The organism is Lentzea sp. NPDC004789 (assembly GCF_053601075.1).
This window is the reverse complement of record NZ_JBSGBE010000003.1, coordinates 262,077-279,534: the sequence shown is the minus strand read 5'-3', so window position 1 is coordinate 279,534 and position 17,458 is coordinate 262,077. Positions and strand designations below refer to the sequence as shown.

Genomic DNA, 17,458 nt, shown 5'->3' with positions numbered 1-17,458 from the left:
GGGGCAGCGCTCCCGGTTGGGGGGAGGGCAATACAGGTGCGGGACTGGCCGGTGTGGACTTTGCGGCGGCCCGCGCTCTGCTACTGGTTGATCATCGACCTGGCCGCGCTGGTCCTCGTCACCTACGTGATCATCTCCACCCCCACCCCGTCACCGTCCGAGATCGGCCGTTTCGCCGCCATCGCGGGTACGGCGGGCGCGGTGATCATCGGCAGTTCGATCTACAGCCACCGCCTCGGCGAGACCGAGCGCAACCCGTGGGCGGCCCACCTCTCCTACCTGACCGCCGGAATCCTCGCCCTGCCGCCGAACCTCCTGGTGCTCCTGCTCTTCGGCCCCGCGCTGCACTGCCTGCTGGCGCAACGCCCGGAAACGCACCGCTGGCTGTTCACCCTGAGCGCCACCACGCTCGCCGTCTTCGCCACGCGCTACCTGCTCGGCTGGACCAACCCGCACGCCATGCTCGTGGTCATGATCCTCGGCGCGACCGTGCTGCTGGCCCTGCGCGCGGCCCTGATCGCGGTCGGCCTCAAACTCCGCCGTCCCAGCGCGAGCTTCGAGGAGAACGTCGGTGAACCGATCGACGTGGTGCTCGGCATCGTCGCGGTGTCGATCGGCGGTCTCATGGGTTGTGTGGCCGAGTCGAACGCCATCCACGCCCTGATCGCCGGCCCGCCACTGGCCCTGCTGGAACGCGCCGCGCAGCTCCCGCAGTGGCGCCGTTCGGCCCAGCGCGACGCCAAGACCGGGCTGGCCAACGCCGTCCACTGGGACAGCCGGGCCCGTTACGAACTGACCAAGGCCTCCACCCGCCTGCGGCCGATGGCCGTCATGCTGCTCGACCTCGACCACTTCAAGAGGGTCAACGACGAGGTGGGCCACCTGGCGGGCGACGCCGCGCTGGCCGCCATCTCCCTGTTGCTGCGCGGCACCGTCCGCCGCGGCGACCTCGTGGGACGGTTCGGCGGCGAGGAGTTCGTCGTGCTGCTGCCCGAGGCCTCACCGGAGGAGGCCGAGTCGGTGGCGGAACGGGTGCGCAAGGCCGTGGCGGCACTGCGGGTGCCGACGATGGCCACCGACGGCAAGCCGCACGAGCTGCGCGGCCTGACCGTGTCGATCGGCGTGGCCACCACCACGCGGTTCGGCTACGAGCTGCCGGACCTGCTGGTGGCGGCCGACGCGGCGTTGCTGGCGGCCAAGGCCTACGGCCGCAACCTCGTGTCGATGGCCTAGAGGTCCTTGACCCGTTCGCTGGTGTCGTCCTTCGGTGCGGTGTCCTGCGGATCCAGCACGTCGACCTGCGACGGGTCCTCCTCGGCGTCCGAGTCCGACACCAGCGACCGGATGCCGGAGTTCAGCACCGCCAGCAACGGCACCGCGAGCAGCGCCCCGGCGATCCCGCCCACGACCAACCCGCCGGCGATCGCGAGCACCACCGCCAGCGGGTGCAGCTTCACCGCCCGTCCCAGCAGCAGCGGCTGCAGCACGTGCGACTCCAGCTGCATCACGCCGATGAGCACGGCCAACACCACCAGCGCGGCAATCGGCCCGTTGGTCACCAACGCGATCAACACCGCGACAGCACCGGTGAACACCGCACCGATGATGGGAATGAACGCGCCGAGGAACACCAACGCGGACAACGGCACCACAAGAGGCACCCCGATGATCGCCAGTCCGATGCCCACGCCCACGGCGTCGACGACCGCGACAGCCGCAGTCGCGCGCACGTAGGAAACGAGAGAGCCGAACCCGCGACGCCCGGCAACGTCCACACGGGACCGCACGTCTCGTGGCACCGCACGGATCACGAACCGCCAGATCCCGTCCCCGTCGTGCAGGAAGAAGATGAGCGTGAACAGCGCCAGCAGCAGCCCGGTCAGCGCCTCGCCCAGCGTCGCGGCGGTCGTCAGGGCGCCGGACGTGATCTCGGCCTGGTTGTCCTTGATCGTCTTGACGATGTCGTTGAGGTAGTTCTGCAGCTGCTGGTCCGACAGGTGCGCCGGCCCGTCCTTGAGCCACCGCTGGATGGTGTCGAGCGACGCCGACACCTGCGTCTGCAGTTCGGGCAGACCGCGGGAGAACTCGCTGATCACGAACGTCAGCACGCCGCCCAGCACACCGATGCCGAGGATCATCATCACGGTCGTCGCCACGCCGCGCGGCACCCGCCATTCGACGAGTTTCGCCACGCCGGGCGACAGCAGGGCGGCGAGCAGCAGGGCGATTGCGACCGGGATCACGATCGAGGCGAGGAAACCCAGCACATACGCGACCACGTACAACGCGGCCACCACGACGACGAACCGCCAGCTCAGCGCGGCACTTACCCGCAGCAGCAGTGGTACGCGGCTGCTGATCTCCGACTCCGGTGCGCTCACGTACCTCACGTTAACTGTTCAGACCCTGGTCAAGCCGGAGGCTGATCGGGATGATCCGATTCGTCAGGGAGGGCGAATAGTGATCAAGCCGGAAGACTTGACCGACGTCGAACGCCAGGTCGCCGGGGCCTACGCGGGCGGCACCGAGATCGACCTGACCGGGCAGAGCGTGCGCGGTGAGGTGCTCACCGGGTTGCTGACCGGCATGTACCGCGTGCCGCGCAAGGGATTGCCCGCTCTGCGGCTGCGAAACGCGCGGATCACCGGCAAGTTCGAGCTCGAAGGCACCCGCGTCACGCGCGTCATCGACCTCACCCACTGCGCGTTCGAGGAAGCACTCGACCTGCGCATGGCCCGCCTGATCGGCCTGCGGCTGAGAGGCACCCGCGTGCCCGGACTGCAGGGCCGCAACCTCAGGGTCTTCAGCGACCTGGTCCTCGAAGCCGGGTTCACCTGCACCGGCACGGTCGACCTCACCGACGCCGCCGTCGACGGCACGCTGCGCCTGGCCGGTTCGGTGCTGCGCAGCGACACCTCGCACGCCCTGCTCGGCGCACGCCTGCGGGTCAGCGGCTCGGTGCAGGCCATCGCGATGCGCGCCAACGGCGAGGTGCGGCTGAGGGGTGCGGCGATCGGCGGCAGCGTCCACCTCGGCGGCGCGCGGTTGATCAACACCGGCCGGGACGCGCTGGAGGCGTCCGGCATCGTGGTCGCGGGCAACGTCTTCTGCAACGCCGAGGGCGGCCGGTTCACCGCGGACGGACGGGTGCTGTTCGATGGCGCGCGCGTCGGCGGGAACCTCGAGTTCACCGGTGCCCGGCTGCACTCCACCCACCGCGTCGACAACCAGGTGCTCGTCCTGCCGCACGGCCTGGCCGACGAGGCCGCGACGCTGGTGGCCGACCGCCTCCGGGTCGAGGGCAACGTCGAGCTCGACGACGGCTTCACCAGCACCGGCACGGTCCGGCTGCCCAACGCGAGCATCGGCGGGTACCTGAGGCTCTCCGGCGCGGTCATCGGTCCACGCGAGGTGGCCGAGGAGCTCGCCGGTGACGTCACCAACCGCATCCCGGTCGCCCTGCACGCGGACGGCATGCAGGTCCGCGGCGACGTCGAGGCCCGCAGCGCGATCAACGGCGCGGGCGTCCGGTCGCTGCCGTTGCAGACCTACGGCCAGGTGCGGTTGTCGAACGCGCACATCATGGGCAGCGCCAGCATGTCCGGGGTGTCGTTGCACGGGCCGGGCATCGACGTGCTGTTCGCCGACCGCTTGGAGGTCGGCGGCACGCTGTTCCTGCGCGAGCTCAGGGCCAAGGGCTCGGTCCGCCTGCAGAACGCGAACATCGGCTCCACCCTCGACATGTCCGGCGCCGAGCTGACCCTGCCGCGGTTGCGCGCCAACGGCACGCAGAAACCGTCGCTGGACGCCCGTGCCATCACCATCGGCAAGGACCTCCTGTGCAGCCGCGGGTTCACCGCGGTCGGCGGCGTGCGGATCCGGCTGGGCGAGGTCGGCAAGATGGCCACGTTCAGCGACTCGCACCTCGGGTCGACCGCCGCCGACATCGCGCTCAACGCGTACGGCCTCACCGTGCACCAGTTCCGCCTGCACATCCCGGAGGGGCAGCAGCCCAAGGGCAAGGTCGTGCTCAGCAGGCTCAAGGCGGTCTCGGTGACCGACGGGCCGGGGTTGTGGGACGCCGAGGGCGGCGTCGCCGTGGACGACTTCGAGTTCGCCGGCATCACCGCCGACCCCGAGGTGCCGGTGGAGACCAGGCTGAAGTGGCTGCTCAAGGTGCAGCCCGACTTCGCGCCGGGACCGTACGAGCAGCTCGCCGCCGTCTACCAGCAGGGCGGTGAGGAGGAGCTCGCGCAGAAGGTCCAGCTGGAGAAGCAACGCCGCCGCTACTCGGAGCTCGGCCGGGCCGGGCGGGTCTGGGGCGCGGTGCAGCGGTGGACGGTCGGATACGGCTACCGGCCGTGGCTCGCGATCTGCTGGCTCGGCGTGTTCTGGCTGGGCGGCGCGCTGTGGTTCAACTGGCACCCGATGGCGAAGCTCAACACCGACCAGGACCCGGTGTGGAACGCCTGGCTGCTCGCGCTCGACCTGCTGATCCCGATCATCGACTTCGGTCAGGACGGGAAGTGGCGGTTCACCGGCGCGTCGCAGTGGATCTCGTCGCTGCTCGTCGCCGTGGGCTGGGTGCTGGCGTCGACCGCGGCGGCCGGTGCGGCACGCGTGCTCAAGCGGGTCTGATGCCAGGGTCCGACTTCGGGGGAGCGTTCACACGATGTAGTTAACCGAGCGCTCTCAGCGTGCATTCGGGGTGCCGGGACTGGCAGAGTCCCCGGCGTCGACTTGATCACCTTGATCGTCGGCGAATCCCTTGAGCGCCACCGAGTAGCGAGGTTTCCGCGTTGTCCTCTGCCGATCTGCGAGCGAAGACGGGAGCGAACGGCATCCGCCGGTTCGCCACCCGAGCGCTGCTCGCCGTCGGTGGTGCGATCGCGGGTACGGCCGTCGCCTGGGTGCTCTCCACGTCCTCGGCGCAGGCCGCCGAAGACGTGCAGCAGTTCGACGTCGTCACCAAGATCGTCAATGTTGACGAGCAGCTGCCGGTCGTCGCCCCTGCTGCCAACGCAGTGCACGAGATCGACGAGACGTTGCGCGCCGAGCAGCAGAAGGCTCGCGCCGCGCTGCCGGAGGTGCGGGTCCAGCAGGCGGTCGAGCAGATCGCCGCACGGGTCCTGCCCCAGGTCACGAGGATCGGTCAGGACCAGGCGGCCGCCACCGAGCGGTCGATGGACGTGACGTTCCCGGAGATCCCGGCTTCCGCCTCCGAGACCGGACAGTCGCCGGTCGCGCAGGCTTCGCAGCACACCGGCCCGTCCGGTGCTTCGTGGACGGATCTGCTGGGGCACAACGACTTCGTCGTGCCCTCGCAGCAGCACCCGTCCCTGCCGACCAACCCGTTCCCGAAGCTGCCCGTCCCGGCCCCCGCGCCGGTGCAGTGCACTTCGTGCTCCGACGGTCCTGGTTCGGCCAAGGGCAGCACCATCGCTGCTCTCGCTGCGTCCGGCAACGCTCACGGCACCTCGGTGACGCGCGCCCTCGCGCCGTCCACCGACGAGGTGACCGTGACGCCGGGCAAGCAGCCCGGTATCAACCCCGACTGATTTCAGCGCGCGGTCCGCGGCAGCCACCTCCCCGGCTGTCCGGAAGTCGACCGTCGCGCTTTTTTCTTGCGCTCCTTCCGGTCGATCACCGCGTGCGACTCCCCCGGTGATGACGCGCCCTTCCCCAAGCGCGTTCCGGCCCCACCCCCATGAACCCCCCTGATCGCAGGGGATTTTGGAAGGAGACCCAATGCAGACCTGGGCAAAGCGCGGAATTCAGTCCGCGTTTGTCACTGGTGGTTTGCTGATGCTCGGTACGGGCATCGCTTCTGCCCAGGAGAACGTCAACCCCGACGCAGCGCCGTCCCCCGTTGACGCGGGCGTTTCGGTTCCGGTGAAGGTGGACCAGAACAACCTGGGCACCCCCGTCAAGAGCCTGAACGTTCCCAAGATCGACCGCACGATCAGCACGGACCGTGTCACCAGCGCGGTGCCCGTTCGCTCGGCCGCTCCGGTCGCGCACCCCCTGATCAAGCAGGCCGCCGGACGCCTGCAGGGCACTGCCGCGCAGGGCCTGTTCCGCAACAACACGGTCCAGGCGCACGTCGACGTGCCCATCGACATCTGCGGCAACGCGATCGCGGTCCTCGGCAACTCCGAGGCGGCCGGCGACTGCACGCAGGAAACGCACCGCGACGGCACCATCGTCACGGACGGCGCGGGCCAGGCACTCGCCGGCAACGTCGTCGCCGTCAACCACGTGCTGCCGATCCAGATCACCGGCAACGCCATCGCGGCAGGCGGCAACGCCGCCACCAACACCACCGCCGAGCAGGTCTCGACGACCGGCGGCGACATCACCACCAACGGTGACAAGGGCGCTGTCTCCGGCAACGTCGTCGCCGAGCAGGGCGCCACGCCGATCCAGATCACCGGCAACGGCGTGGGCGGGATCGGCATCGCCGACGCGAAGTCCACCGCCGACACGGTCGCCACCTCCGACGGCGACGTCGTCACCAGCGGCAAGAACAGCTCGATCTCCGGCAACGCCGTGCCGATCCCGCTGGCCCCGCTGGTCGAGGTGAACGGCAACGCGGTCGCCGGTGCGGCCAACTCCACCACCAAGTCGACGCAGACCGGCACCGCGAACGCCGGTGGCATCACGCACACCAACGGCGACCCCGCCACGCTCGCCGGCAACATCGTGGAGCCCGCGCTCTCCGGCCCCATCACGGTCGACGACAACTCGGTCGCCGGCGGCGGCAACTCGACCGCGGTCAGCGACACGACCAACGAGTCGATCTCCGGTGGTCAGAACAACACCAACGGTTCGGGCTCCACGGGCTCCGGCAACATCGCCGACGCCCCGATCTCGCTGCCCACCGCCGTGGGCGGCAACGGCGTCGCGGCCATCGGCAACGCGCTGACCGACCACAAGAACGACGCCACGTCGATCGCGGGTGGCCCCGGCTACACCCTCGGCGACAAGTCGGTCCTGTCCGGCAACATCGTCGACGCCCCGCCCGCCACCGCCGTGGACGTGTGCGGCAACGGTGCTGCCGGTGCCGGTCAGGCGGCCGGCACCTGCGTGAACGACGTCAAGTCGGGCACCGCGGGTTACCAGGGCACGACCGGCAACGACTCGGTCGCCGCCGGCAACGTCGTGCAGGCCCCCGTCGCGGCTCCGGTCGAGACCTACGGCCTGGCCGGCGCGCTCGGTGGCACCGCCGCCGGTTCGACGGACGAGACCAAGGACGTCCGTTCCAGCGCCCAGCCGAACACGCAGGACGACCACGGCACGGTCTCCAGCAACATCGTGACCGCGCCCACCGTGGCCGCCGCGCAGGTCTTCGGCACCACGGCCGGCCTCGTCGGCAACACCGTGTCCGACACGTCGAACGACACGTCGGTCAAGGCCGGTCAGCCGCCGCACGCCACCGGCAAGAAGAGCTCGGTGTCGGGCAACATCGTCCAGGCTCCGACGTCGACGCCGGCCCAGGTGTTCGGCAACGGCTTCACCCTGGTCGGCAACAACACTGCCGTCGGTGACAACGCCACCGACATGAAGGCGGGCGGCGACGCTCTCACCACCGGTGAGGCGGGCTCGATCGCCGGCAACGTCATCTCGGCTCCGGTCGCGTCCGGCACCCAGCTCATGGGCTGGTCGGTCGGTGGCGGCAGCAACGTCGACGCCGCGTCCACCAACGACCTCGACTCGGTCGCCGGTGGCAACGTCGACAGCAACGGCGACAAGGGCTCGGTCTCGGGCAACCTGATCGGCGCGCAGGCCACGCCGTTCGTCACGCTGCCGGGCAACACCATCTCCGCCGCGGGCATCACCACGTCCGACGTGGTCAGCGACACCAACGTCGTGGCCGGCGGCGACAGCAGCACCACCGGCAAGGACTCCTCGGTCTCCGGCAACCTGATCCACGTCCCCGCCAACGCCGTCGCCGGCGTCTACGCGGACGCGATCGCCGCCGCGGGCCAGGCCTCCACGGTCACCGACAAGGTGTCGCACACCCAGGCCGGCGGCAACATGGAGACGGTGGGCAGCGGCCCGCTGTCCGCCCGCGAGATGACCGTCCCGGCCGAGGTGGCCGCCAACGTCGCGCGCATCCCCGTCGAGGTCCTCGGCCAGGCGACCACCGCGGGCACGGACAACGACACCCAGCTCACCGGTGAGGAAGCCCCGAGCGCGCTGCGCGCCACGCAGCTCAAGGGCATCCAGCTCCCCAAGGGCGTGGACAGCCTGATGAAGGCCGACGAGGTCCCGGCGTTCCACGGCCTCGACAAGCTGCCGGTGAACGCCCTGCCGAACCCGGCCGACCTGGCCGCGATGACCGGCCAGCTGCCCACCCCGGCGCTGCCCGCCCTCGCCCAGGAGCGCGCCGAGCTGCCCACCGGCCCTGGTGGCGTCGCGAACGTGAACCCGAACGTCCAGGGCCTGCCCCTGGGCCAGGTGCTGGAGGCGGCCAAGGGCCTGCTCCCCGGTGCCGCGGCCGAGCGTTCGCTGCCGGGTGTCCCGGCGCTGCCGCTGCTGCCCGCGCTGCCCGCGCTGCCGACCGAGCGTTCGCTGCCGGGTGTCCCGGCGCTGCCGCTGCTGCCCGCGCTGCCGACCGAGCGTTCGCTGCCGTCCCTGCCGCTGACCGCCCCGGCCCTGCCGGTTCCGGTGCAGCTGCCGGCTCTGCCGACCGAGCGTTCGCTGCCCGGTCTGCCGCTGGACGGCCCGGCCTCCATCTCGGGTCTCAACCTGAACCCGACCCAGGGCCTGGTTCCGCACGCTGAGGAGCGCTCGCTGCCGCAGCTCCCGGTGAACGCCCCGGCGCTCGCCATGATCGACCCGGCCAACCTGTTCCAGACGGTGACCGGTTCGCTGTAACACCTCGCAGGTTGTAACACCCTCCTCCGGTAAGAAGCTGAGCCCCGGCGACACGACGGTGTCGCCGGGGCTCAGTGCTGTTCGGCGGTCGCGAGCACGTCGTCGGGCGTGGTGTCGCCGTCGCTCGTGACCCAGTGGATCTGCGGGCTGTCGCCGACCAGCTGCCTGATCAGCGACGAGATCGGCGAACCGTCCCCGAAGTCGTGCTCGGCGAGCACCGCCAGCACCGTGTCGCGGTACCGGGCGACGGTGAAGTCCGGTCGCAGGTTCTGCCGCAGCACCCGCGCCGCCTCCAGCAGCGAGTCCGGCGCCGTGACGAGCACCAGCGTGACGAGGGTGCCGCGGGTGCGGGCGCGGATCAGCGACTGCTCCAGGCGGTCGAGCAGCAGCGCGTGTCCGGGCAGGCCCGTGAGCGGGTCGTGCAGCACGAATCGTGTTTAGCCGAGCTCACGCCGGTTGACCAGCATTGCCGCGCTGACGACCGTCAGCCAGGTGAATCCGATCGTGATCGTCAGGCGCTGGAGCAGGCCACCGAACTCCACCAGGCCCGGGGTTTGCGCGAACGCGGCGTTGGTGAGGACGAACATCACGGCGAACGCCACACCCGACGCGATCGAGTACCACGGCCGGAAGCGGCGGGCCAGCATGAAGCAGGCGATGGGCCAGCCCACGAACGTCGGGATGGCGAACAGGTCGTGCAGCAGACCGTGCCACGTGTACTCGGACACCGCCGGGCTGCCGGGCGGATAGCCGTTGACCGGGTCGGTGGTGAAGACGCCGGACCCGATCAGGCCGAGGCCGATGCAGCTGATCAGCAGCGTGCCCCAGAAGCCGGGGCGGGCGCTCAGGGCGAACACCACCACGAGCACGCCGGTGACGAGGAAGTTCGCGGTCTGCACCCAACTCGCCAGCTGCAGCGAGCTGACCGGATGCCGCAGAGCCGAGTACCCGGTGGTGACAGCACCGTTGACGAGGAACGTCAGGACGAAGAGCGGCCCTGCGAGCACACCGCAGACCACCAGCCTGTTCATGACAAGCGCGCGCGTACGGCGGCGGTGTCGACGCCGAGGTGGGCCAGCAGGTCAGCGGCCGGGTCGGGCCGATCGTTGGCGAGCAGCGCCAGCACGAACTGCCCGGCGGTCGGGTGCACCGCCCTGGCGCGCGGCGCCGGTTTGATCGCACGCAGCAGCGTCGCCCTCGCGGCGGTGGTCAACGGCGGCCGCTTGGTCGCGGCGGGCACCGCGGCCGGCGAGAACTCCCCGGTGTTGATGCCGATGGCGGCGAGGGCCTCCCGGTCGAGACCGTCCAGCCCCTCCCGTGCGGCAGCGAGGTCGACCCCCAGCGCCGTCACCGCTTCCGGCTCGTGCAGCACACCCAACAACAGGTGCTCGGTGGAGAGCCGACGGTCGCCACGGCGCTGTGCCTCCGCTTGCGCCGCCATGATCACGCGCGCTCTGACCGACTTGGCTGGTTGCTTCACGACGTCCCCCTGTACTTGGCGTGCACCGACTGACGGGACATGCCCAGCGCGTCGCCGATCTGCTCCCACGACCAGCCCTGCTCCCTGGCACGGGCCACCGAGGTCGCCTCGACCTGCTCGGCGAGGCGGCGCAACGCCCCGACGGCACGCAGTCCGACGGCGGGGTCGACGGAGTTGATCTGGCGCGTGAGCTCGTCCACGTTTGTCAGGCTAGGCTGACACACGTGGCGCGTCAACGTGGCCTGACGTCATCCAAGTGCGTAAACATCGCCCTCTTCGGCCTTGAAGATCTCTCCGGTGAACGACTCGCGGGCTGCGGCCACCGCGGCCGTGCGGTCGTTGCCCGGCCAGAAGTGGGTCAGCATCAGTCGTCGCGCCCCGGCCTCGCGCACCCACGAACCGGCGGCTCTGGCCGTCATCAGCAGGCCGGAGGTGTCGCCGGGCCGGTCCGTGGCCTCGACGATGAACAGGTCCGCGTCCCGGCCCAGTTCCGCCAGCGCCGGCGACGGTCCCGTGTCGCCGGTGTAGGCGAGCACCCGTGCCGCCTCCAGCCGGATGCCGGCGTTCGGGACGAAGTGCGGCAGGTCGATCCCGGTCAACCGAAACGGACCGACGGTCCACTCGCCCGGCAACGCGAACACGTCGAACACCTCGTGCAGCGACACGTCGGGTTCGAGCCCCTGCAACCGGTCGAGCACGCCCGGCGGGCAGTACAACGGCAGCCGTCCGTGCCGCCCGTAGTGCCGCATGCGGAACAACCCGTGCAGGTCAGCGCAGTGGTCGGGGTGCTCGTGAGTGATCACCACGGCGTCCGGCCCCGTCGGCCACAGGTCCAGCAGCCGGGGCAAGGTCCCGTAGCCGAGGTCCAGCGCGAGGCGGAGGCCGGACTCCTCGACGGCGAACCCGTTGCACGCGCGGCCCGGCTCCGGAAAGGCACCGCAGCTGCCGAGCACCGTCAGCCGCACGGCTTGCTCAACACGATTCCGCGCGGCCCGAAACCGGCCGAGGAGTAGAAGGCGACGGCGTCGTCGTTCGTGGCGAAGATGGTGGCGAACACGATCACGACACCACGATCGGCGGCCATCTGCTCCGCCGCCACCACCAGTGCGCGGCCGATGCCGCGGCCGCGATACCCGTCCAGCACCACGGTGTGGACGTCGGCGGCACGGCGCGGCACCAGGATCTGGTGGTCGGGCGGGTCGGCCAGGAGCACCACCTCCGCCATGCCGACCACCTCGCCGTCCACCTCGGCGACCGAGATCAGCGCGGACCCGACGGCCTGCTCGAAGTGACGGCGCACGGCGTCCGGCGAGGGCATGCGGAAGAGCTCTGGCGCCAGCTGGACGTGGCGTTCGGCGTTGGCAAGGCGCAGCCGGACGAGGGTGGCGACGTCGCGGCGTTCGGCAGGGCGGATCGAGGGACTCACCTCCGCAATGATTCACCTGACCGGCAGTCCGGAAACCGGGCAGGATGCCGCCATGACACTGCCCGCCCTCCCCGAGGAGTCCTTTCACCGGGTGCTCTGCGTCGTCGCCCATCCCGACGACATGGAGTACGGCACGTCCGCGGCGGTCGCCCGCTGGACCGCGCGCGGCATCGAGGTCGGCTACCTGCTGCTCACCCGAGGCGAGGCCGGCATGCCGAACCCGCCGGAGGAGACGGCACGGCTGCGCTTCGCCGAACAGCAGGCCGCCTGCGCCGCCGTCGGCGTCACTCACCTGACCGTCCTCGACCATCCGGACGGCGTGCTGGTCTACGGCCTCGACCTGCGCCGGGACATCTGCCGGGAGATCCGGCGGTTCAAGCCCGACGTCGTGCTCGGGTGCAACTACGCGATCGACACGCCGCACGGCTTCGAGCAGGCCGATCACCGCGCGGTCGGACTCGCGACGCTCGACGCCGTCCGCGACGCGGGCAACCGGTGGATCTTCCCGGAGCAGATCGACGACGAGGGCCTCGAACCGCACTCCGCGCGCTGGTACCTCGTCCCCGGTCTGGGCGGTGCGACCCACGGTGTGGACGTCACGGGTGAGGCGCTGCGCCGCGGCGTCCTCTCGCTGGAGGCGCACGCCGCCTACCTGGCCGCCATTCCCGGCCATCCCGCCCCGGCCGACTTCATCCCGGTGATCGCCGCGATGGGCGGCAAGGTCATGGGGGTCGAGCACGCCGTGTTGTTCCAGGCCCGTGACCTGCACGCACCGCCCGACCTGGCCCTCGACCAGGACACCGAAGAGCCTCACGTGTGACACCCTGTTAGACACTTGTCTGATTCGGTTGGACTGTTGTCTATGAACCTGCGCGATGGGTCCGGCTCGGCTCGACGGCGTGCCCCTGAGCCGCAGGAGCGGATGGTCGATGCCGAGCGCACCCGTGCGGCGTTGCTCGATGCGGCGTTGCAGGAGTTCTCCGAGAAGGGGTTCGCGGGGGCTCGGGTTCGGGACATCGCCGAGCGCGCCGGGGTCAGCAAGGACCTCATCGCCTACCACTTCGGCGGCAAGGAGGGCTTGTACCAGGCGGTGCAACGGGCCTGGCTGCAACGCCGTGACGGGTTCGCCGAACCCGATCTGCCGCTGGCCGAGAGCCTGGCGCGCTACCTGCACGACGCGTTGAGCGACCCGCGGCCGATGCGGCTGCTGGCCTGGCGAGGACTGGCCGGCGTCGGGCAGAGCCCGCCCGACGCGAGCACCGACGCCGACCACCCCGACACGGCCAGTCTGCGCCGCCGACAAGAACGCGGTGAGCTCGATCGCGACCTCGACCCGGCAACGCTGCAGCTCGTCCTGCTCGGCGCGGTCGCCGCCCCGGTCGTGTTCGGCGACGTCGCCCATCGGTTGTTCGGCATCCACCCCGGCGAGCCCGAATTCGAGAACCGCTACCGCGACGGCCTGCAGCGGATTCTGCGTGCCCTGCGCGGCCCGGAAGAACAGGACGACCAACGATGACGTTCACGCCGGAACAGGTCGAGTACCTCAACAGCCAGACGCTCGGACGGCTGGCCACTGTGGACCGGCACGGCGCTCCGCAGAACAACCCGGTCACGTTCCACTACAACCCCGAACTGGGCACCATCGACATCGGCGGACACGACCTCGGTGCCAGCCGCAAGTTCCGCAACCTGGCCGGCAACGACCAGGTGGCCTTCGTCGTCGACGACATCGCCTCGTATCGACCGTGGCGCGTGCGCTGCCTGGAAATCCGCGGGCGCGCCGAAACACTCACCGGCGCTGAACCCCTCCGACCGGGGTTCTCAACCGAACTGATCCGCATCCACCCCGACCGCGTCCTCGGCTTCGGGCTGACCGCCCACGGCGCAGCCGCGCCAGAAAAGTCCACGGTGAGCGACGCGTGACCTGCTCGGCGGGCTCCGCCAAGGCGGCTGCGCCCAGGTGTACCTGGTCATGAGGTTGGTGACTGAAAGCGGCTGATGGGCGGGCGCGGATCCGCTGTCCGGTCAGCGGATCGCACTCGGCCGGCCTCGGCACGCCATGCCCGGCCAGCACCCGCGACACGGTGCGGGCGGGCACGCCCGCAGGGGCGCTGATCCGAGCCGGTCCGCAACGCAGCTCGCTGCGCGACCGGCCTGCCGGAAGCGGCCCGTGAGACCAGGAGCAGGCGTCCATGCACTGTCAGACGGGCGTCAGCGTGTCTCACCCATGATCAAGCCGACACACGTCACCAACCGGGTTGACCAGGTACACCTAGGCCTGGGCCAGGTCGGTGAAGCGGCTGTAGTGCAGCTGGTGCGCCACCGTGATGGTGGCGGTCGGGCCGGCACGGTGCTTGGCGATGATCAGGTCGGCCTCGCCGGCGCGCGGGTCGTCGCGTTCCCAGGCGTCCGGGCGGTTGATCAGGATGACCATGTCGGCGTCCTGTTCGAGCGAGCCGGACTCGCGGAGGTCGGAGAGCATCGGGCGCTTGTCGGTGCGTTGTTCGGGACCGCGGTTCAGCTGGGAGATCGCGATGACCGGGACGTGCAGCTCCTTGGCGATCAGCTTGAGCGATCGGGAGAACTCCGAGACCTCCTGCTGGCGGGACTCGGACTTCTTGCCGGAGCTCATCAGCTGGAGGTAGTCGACGACCATCAGCTTGAGGTCGTGCCGCTGCTTGAGGCGACGGGCCTTGGCGCGGATCTCCATCATCGTCAGGTTGGGGCTGTCGTCGACGAACAACGGCGCCTCGCTGATCTCGCTCATGCGGCGGGCCAGGCGGGTCCAGTCGTCGTCGCTCATCTTGCCGCCTCGCATGTCGCCGAGGCGGATGCGGGCCTCGGCGGAGAGCATGCGCATGACGATCTCGGTGCGGCTCATCTCCAGGCTGAAGATGGCGCTGGTCAGGCCGTGCTTCACCGAGCACGAACGGGCGAAGTCCAGGCCCAGCGTCGAGTTGTGCGTCGGGATCATCGTCTCGCCCGCGAGGTACAGGTGGTCGTGGTTGTCGACCTCCACGCAGCGCACGGGCACCGACGCGACCGGGCGCACCGCCACGATCTCCACCTGGTCGTGCCTGCCCAGGCTGGCGACCAGCTCGTCGACGTCCCGGCGCAGGCGCGCGAACCGGCCGTCCACCTGCAGGGCCGCCAGCAGTTCCGCGCGCTGCTTGCGGGACGCCCGCAGGTACGCGGCGGGGATGTGCGGGTCGTCGGCCAGGTCGAGGTCCTTGGCCACGCGCAGTTCGTCGTCGGTCAGTTCGAGGTCGCCCAGGCCGGACAGGAACAGGCCCAGCGCGCGCGGCGACAGCGGCAGCGCGGCGGTGGGCAGCTCCCAGGCCGCCGACATGCGCACGAACACGCGGCACACGCCGACGCGCTGGAACAGCTGCGCCGTCGTGCGGATCGCCCAGAAACCACCGGTCTCGCTGCACGACTCGGTCAGCCACTGGTGCTCCGCGTCGGCCACGATCACCGTGCCGTCGGAGAACTCCACCTCGAAGCACGGGCGGCCCGTCATCACCTCGGTCGCGGCGACCACGCGCGTCGGGCGGCCGTCCGCGCCGATCAGGTGGGAGCCGACGGCGACCTCGCCCATCGTGGTCCAGCCGGACGGGGTGGGCAGCGGGGTGTCGAGCGCGAGCGCCTTGCCGACACCCGGCCGTGCGGCGACGATGATCATCTGACCGCCGTGCAGGCCGTTCGTCAGCTCGTCCAGGTCGGCGAAGCCCGTCGGGATGCCCTGCGAGATGCCGCCGCGCGACGCGATCGCGTCGATCTCGTCCATCGTCGGCTGGAGCAGATCCTCCAGCGCCACGTAGTCCTCGGTCGTACGGCGGTCGGTGACCTCGTAGATCGCCGCCTGCGCGCGGTCGACCACCTCGTCGACGTCCGCGCCCTCCGCGCCGTTGTAGCCGAGCTGCACGATCCGCGTGCCCGCCTCGACGAGACGGCGCAGCACCGCCTTCTCGGCGACGATCTCGGCGTAGTAGCCGGCGTTCGCGGCCGTCGGCACCGTCGCGATCAACGTGTGCAGGTACGGCGCGCCACCCACGCGCAGCAGCTCGCCGCGCCGCTCCAGCTCGGCCGAGATGGTGATCGGGTCGGCGGGCTCGCCGCGGCCGTAGAGGTCGAGGATGCAGTCGTAGATCGCCTGGTGGGCGGGCCGGTAGAAGTCGTTCGGCGCGAGCGCCTCGATGACGTCCGCGATGGCGTCCTTGGACAGCAGCATGCCGCCCAGCACGGACTGCTCGGCGGCGAGGTCCTGCGGCGGCTGACGCTCGAATCCGGGCTCCGCCATACCCCGGTCGTCCACCAGCGCCACTGCCAAATCACCCCTGCGAAGAGTCGAGAGCCGGTGCCCCTGTCCGTCAGGACCTTTCGATCCAGGCCCTAGTTGTACCGCGCGGCACCGACAATTCCGGGCGGCCACGCTGTGCGATGGTCGCCGCCCGAGTCGCGACGCTAGAGGGACCCGTCCGGAGCAAGCAAACCAGCGTGTGGATCGCCCTGTGGACAACTGGGGGACAACCTGTGGATGGTTGCGCACAGGGGCGGAGGCGCTGGGGACAACCTGTTGACAACCGGTGGAGTGACAGAAGTAACTGCAGCTCAGAGGCTGTGAACAAGTTGTGGAAAAAGTTGTGCGCCACAGCCTCGGCGTGTCGCGGAAAACACCCTCTTCGGCGTGTCGCAACCCGGCCGTGCACGCAGGTTATCCACAGGACGTGGACAGAATGGCACTGGTCCGAACGAGCGAAAGCGCCACCCACCCGGAGCATTCCGGGTAGGCGGCGCTTCAGCAATCGCAGCCAGCGTGAAGTGCCCCCGAGGAGGTCACGTCACGAGTTTCGCGTTGCGGTGCTCACTCGTCGGCGGTAACGCCGACGGGATCACTACGACGCGGTGCTTACTCGGCCGAGGTCACCACGAGCGGCAGGGCGACGGTGACCTCCGGGTGGAGGCGAACCGTCACCGAGTGCTTGCCGGTGGTCTTGATGTGACCCGGCAGCTCGATGGCGCGCTTGTCCAGGACGAGGCCGCCCGTGGACTTCTTCACGGCCGCCGCCACGTCGGCGGTGGTGATCGAGCCGAACAGCTTGTTCGAGCCGGCCGCAGCCTTCGCGGTCAGCGTCACGCCGCCCAGGCCCTCGAGCTTGGCCTTGAGCTCCTTGGCGTGGTCCAGGTCGCGCACGCGGCGGGTGTCCTGCGCGCGCTGGATGACCTGGATCTGCTTCTGCGCGCCGCGGGTCGCGACGATCGCGAGACCGCGCGGGAGCAGGTAGTTGCGGCCGTAGCCGTCCTTGACCTCGACGATGTCGCCGGGCGCGCCAAGGCCGGAAACGTCAGCGGTGAGGATGAGCTTCATCGCGAATGTTCCCTTCTCTTAGCGAGCGGTCGAGGTGTAGGGCAGCAGGGCCATCTCACGGGCGTTCTTCACGGCAACAGCGACGTCGCGCTGGTGCTGCGAGCAGTTGCCCGTGACGCGGCGGGCACGGATCTTGCCGCGGTCGGAGATGAACTTCCGAAGCAGCGTCGTGTCCTTGTAGTCGATCAGGTTCGCGCTCTTGTCCTTGCAGAAGGCGCAGACCTTCTTCTTGGGCTTGCGCACAGGCGGCTTGGCCATGTGTCTCTAACTCCTGGAATACGCAGTGATCAGGTTCTGGATGACC

17 protein-coding genes are annotated in these 17,458 nt (G+C 70.2%); 7 read left to right on the top strand and 10 right to left on the bottom strand.

Going from position 1 to position 17,458, the window contains the following annotated elements:
• The first annotated feature begins 36 nt into the window (after nt 1-36).
• Nucleotides 37-1,233, top strand: coding sequence for a diguanylate cyclase (locus ACWEIJ_RS08950; protein ID WP_449836603.1), 1,197 nt, complete (start codon nt 37-39; stop codon nt 1,231-1,233).
• Here the strand turns inward: ACWEIJ_RS08950 and ACWEIJ_RS08945 are convergent.
• A complete protein-coding gene (locus tag ACWEIJ_RS08945) occupies nt 1,230-2,381 on the bottom strand; it encodes an AI-2E family transporter (protein WP_449836602.1) in 1,152 nt (383 codons plus the stop codon). The two genes, ACWEIJ_RS08950 and ACWEIJ_RS08945, sit on opposite strands and share 4 nt — an antisense overlap.
• Nucleotides 2,382-2,460: 79 nt before the next feature.
• Here ACWEIJ_RS08945 and ACWEIJ_RS08940 point away from each other — a divergent pair, with 79 nt between their 5' ends.
• The 3 genes from ACWEIJ_RS08940 (at nt 2,461) to ACWEIJ_RS08930 (ending at nt 8,880) form a co-directional block, all read left to right on the top strand.
• Nucleotides 2,461-4,638, top strand: coding sequence for a hypothetical protein (locus ACWEIJ_RS08940; protein ID WP_449836601.1), 2,178 nt, complete (start codon nt 2,461-2,463; stop codon nt 4,636-4,638).
• A 161-nt stretch (nt 4,639-4,799) separates the two neighbouring features.
• On the top strand, nt 4,800-5,558 hold the full coding sequence (locus tag ACWEIJ_RS08935; RefSeq protein ID WP_449836600.1) for a hypothetical protein: 759 nt from the start codon (nt 4,800-4,802) through the stop codon (nt 5,556-5,558).
• Nucleotides 5,559-5,805: 247 nt separating this feature from the next.
• Entirely contained in the window at nt 5,806-8,880 is a 3,075-nt protein-coding gene (locus tag ACWEIJ_RS08930) for a beta strand repeat-containing protein (RefSeq protein WP_449836599.1), read from the top strand.
• Nucleotides 8,881-8,951: 71 nt separating this feature from the next.
• On the opposite strand, the gene ACWEIJ_RS08925 is transcribed toward ACWEIJ_RS08930, so the two are convergent.
• From ACWEIJ_RS08925 to ACWEIJ_RS08900, 6 genes are read right to left on the bottom strand one after another with little or no spacing between them, the layout of a single operon-like run.
• Nucleotides 8,952-9,308: a hypothetical protein gene (locus ACWEIJ_RS08925; RefSeq protein ID WP_449836598.1), complete on the bottom strand. Its 357-nt coding sequence runs from the start codon at nt 9,306-9,308 to the stop codon at nt 8,952-8,954.
• A 9-nt stretch (nt 9,309-9,317) separates the two neighbouring features.
• The gene (locus ACWEIJ_RS08920) at nt 9,318-9,911 is read right to left on the bottom strand and encodes a DUF998 domain-containing protein (protein WP_449836597.1); all 594 of its coding nucleotides are present in this window, start codon (nt 9,909-9,911) and stop codon (nt 9,318-9,320) included.
• The gene (locus tag ACWEIJ_RS08915) at nt 9,908-10,360 is read right to left on the bottom strand and encodes a Clp protease N-terminal domain-containing protein (protein ID WP_449836596.1); all 453 of its coding nucleotides are present in this window, start codon (nt 10,358-10,360) and stop codon (nt 9,908-9,910) included. The genes ACWEIJ_RS08920 and ACWEIJ_RS08915 overlap by 4 nt, the downstream gene beginning before the upstream one ends.
• Nucleotides 10,357-10,569 carry a hypothetical protein gene (locus tag ACWEIJ_RS08910; RefSeq protein ID WP_449836862.1) on the bottom strand — a complete coding sequence of 71 codons (213 nt, stop codon included), beginning with the start codon at nt 10,567-10,569 and terminating at the stop codon, nt 10,357-10,359. The genes ACWEIJ_RS08915 and ACWEIJ_RS08910 overlap by 4 nt, the downstream gene beginning before the upstream one ends.
• A 39-nt stretch (nt 10,570-10,608) precedes the next feature.
• A complete protein-coding gene (locus tag ACWEIJ_RS08905; protein ID WP_449836595.1) occupies nt 10,609-11,325 on the bottom strand; it encodes an MBL fold metallo-hydrolase in 717 nt (238 codons plus the stop codon).
• Nucleotides 11,316-11,786: an N-acetyltransferase family protein gene (locus ACWEIJ_RS08900; protein ID WP_449836594.1), complete on the bottom strand. Its 471-nt coding sequence runs from the start codon at nt 11,784-11,786 to the stop codon at nt 11,316-11,318. Before ACWEIJ_RS08900 ends, ACWEIJ_RS08905 begins: the two co-directional genes overlap by 10 nt.
• Before the next feature lie 52 nt (nt 11,787-11,838).
• Here ACWEIJ_RS08900 and ACWEIJ_RS08895 point away from each other — a divergent pair, with 52 nt between their 5' ends.
• The 3 genes from ACWEIJ_RS08895 to ACWEIJ_RS08885 are packed head-to-tail and all read left to right on the top strand — an operon-like array spanning nt 11,839 to nt 13,709.
• Nucleotides 11,839-12,606 carry a PIG-L deacetylase family protein gene (locus ACWEIJ_RS08895; RefSeq protein WP_449836593.1) on the top strand — a complete coding sequence of 256 codons (768 nt, stop codon included), beginning with the start codon at nt 11,839-11,841 and terminating at the stop codon, nt 12,604-12,606.
• 42 nt (nt 12,607-12,648) lie between these two features.
• Nucleotides 12,649-13,302: a TetR/AcrR family transcriptional regulator gene (locus ACWEIJ_RS08890; protein WP_449836592.1), complete on the top strand. Its 654-nt coding sequence runs from the start codon at nt 12,649-12,651 to the stop codon at nt 13,300-13,302.
• Complete coding sequence (locus ACWEIJ_RS08885) at nt 13,299-13,709, top strand: PPOX class F420-dependent oxidoreductase (RefSeq protein ID WP_449836591.1); 411 nt, start codon at nt 13,299-13,301, stop codon at nt 13,707-13,709. Before ACWEIJ_RS08890 ends, ACWEIJ_RS08885 begins: the two co-directional genes overlap by 4 nt.
• A gap of 349 nt (nt 13,710-14,058) precedes the next feature.
• Here ACWEIJ_RS08885 and dnaB read toward each other — a convergent pair whose 3' ends face one another.
• The 3 genes from dnaB to rpsR all read right to left on the bottom strand — a co-directional run bounded on the left by dnaB (nt 14,059) and on the right by rpsR (nt 17,412).
• Complete coding sequence (gene dnaB / locus ACWEIJ_RS08880) at nt 14,059-16,017, bottom strand: replicative DNA helicase (RefSeq protein WP_449836861.1); 1,959 nt, start codon at nt 16,015-16,017, stop codon at nt 14,059-14,061.
• Nucleotides 16,018-16,695: 678 nt separating this feature from the next.
• A complete protein-coding gene (gene rplI, locus ACWEIJ_RS08875; RefSeq protein WP_112276253.1) occupies nt 16,696-17,154 on the bottom strand; it encodes a 50S ribosomal protein L9 in 459 nt (152 codons plus the stop codon).
• 18 nt (nt 17,155-17,172) lie between these two features.
• Complete coding sequence (rpsR, locus tag ACWEIJ_RS08870; RefSeq protein WP_030465683.1) at nt 17,173-17,412, bottom strand: 30S ribosomal protein S18; 240 nt, start codon at nt 17,410-17,412, stop codon at nt 17,173-17,175.
• Nucleotides 17,413-17,458: the final 46 nt, after the last annotated feature.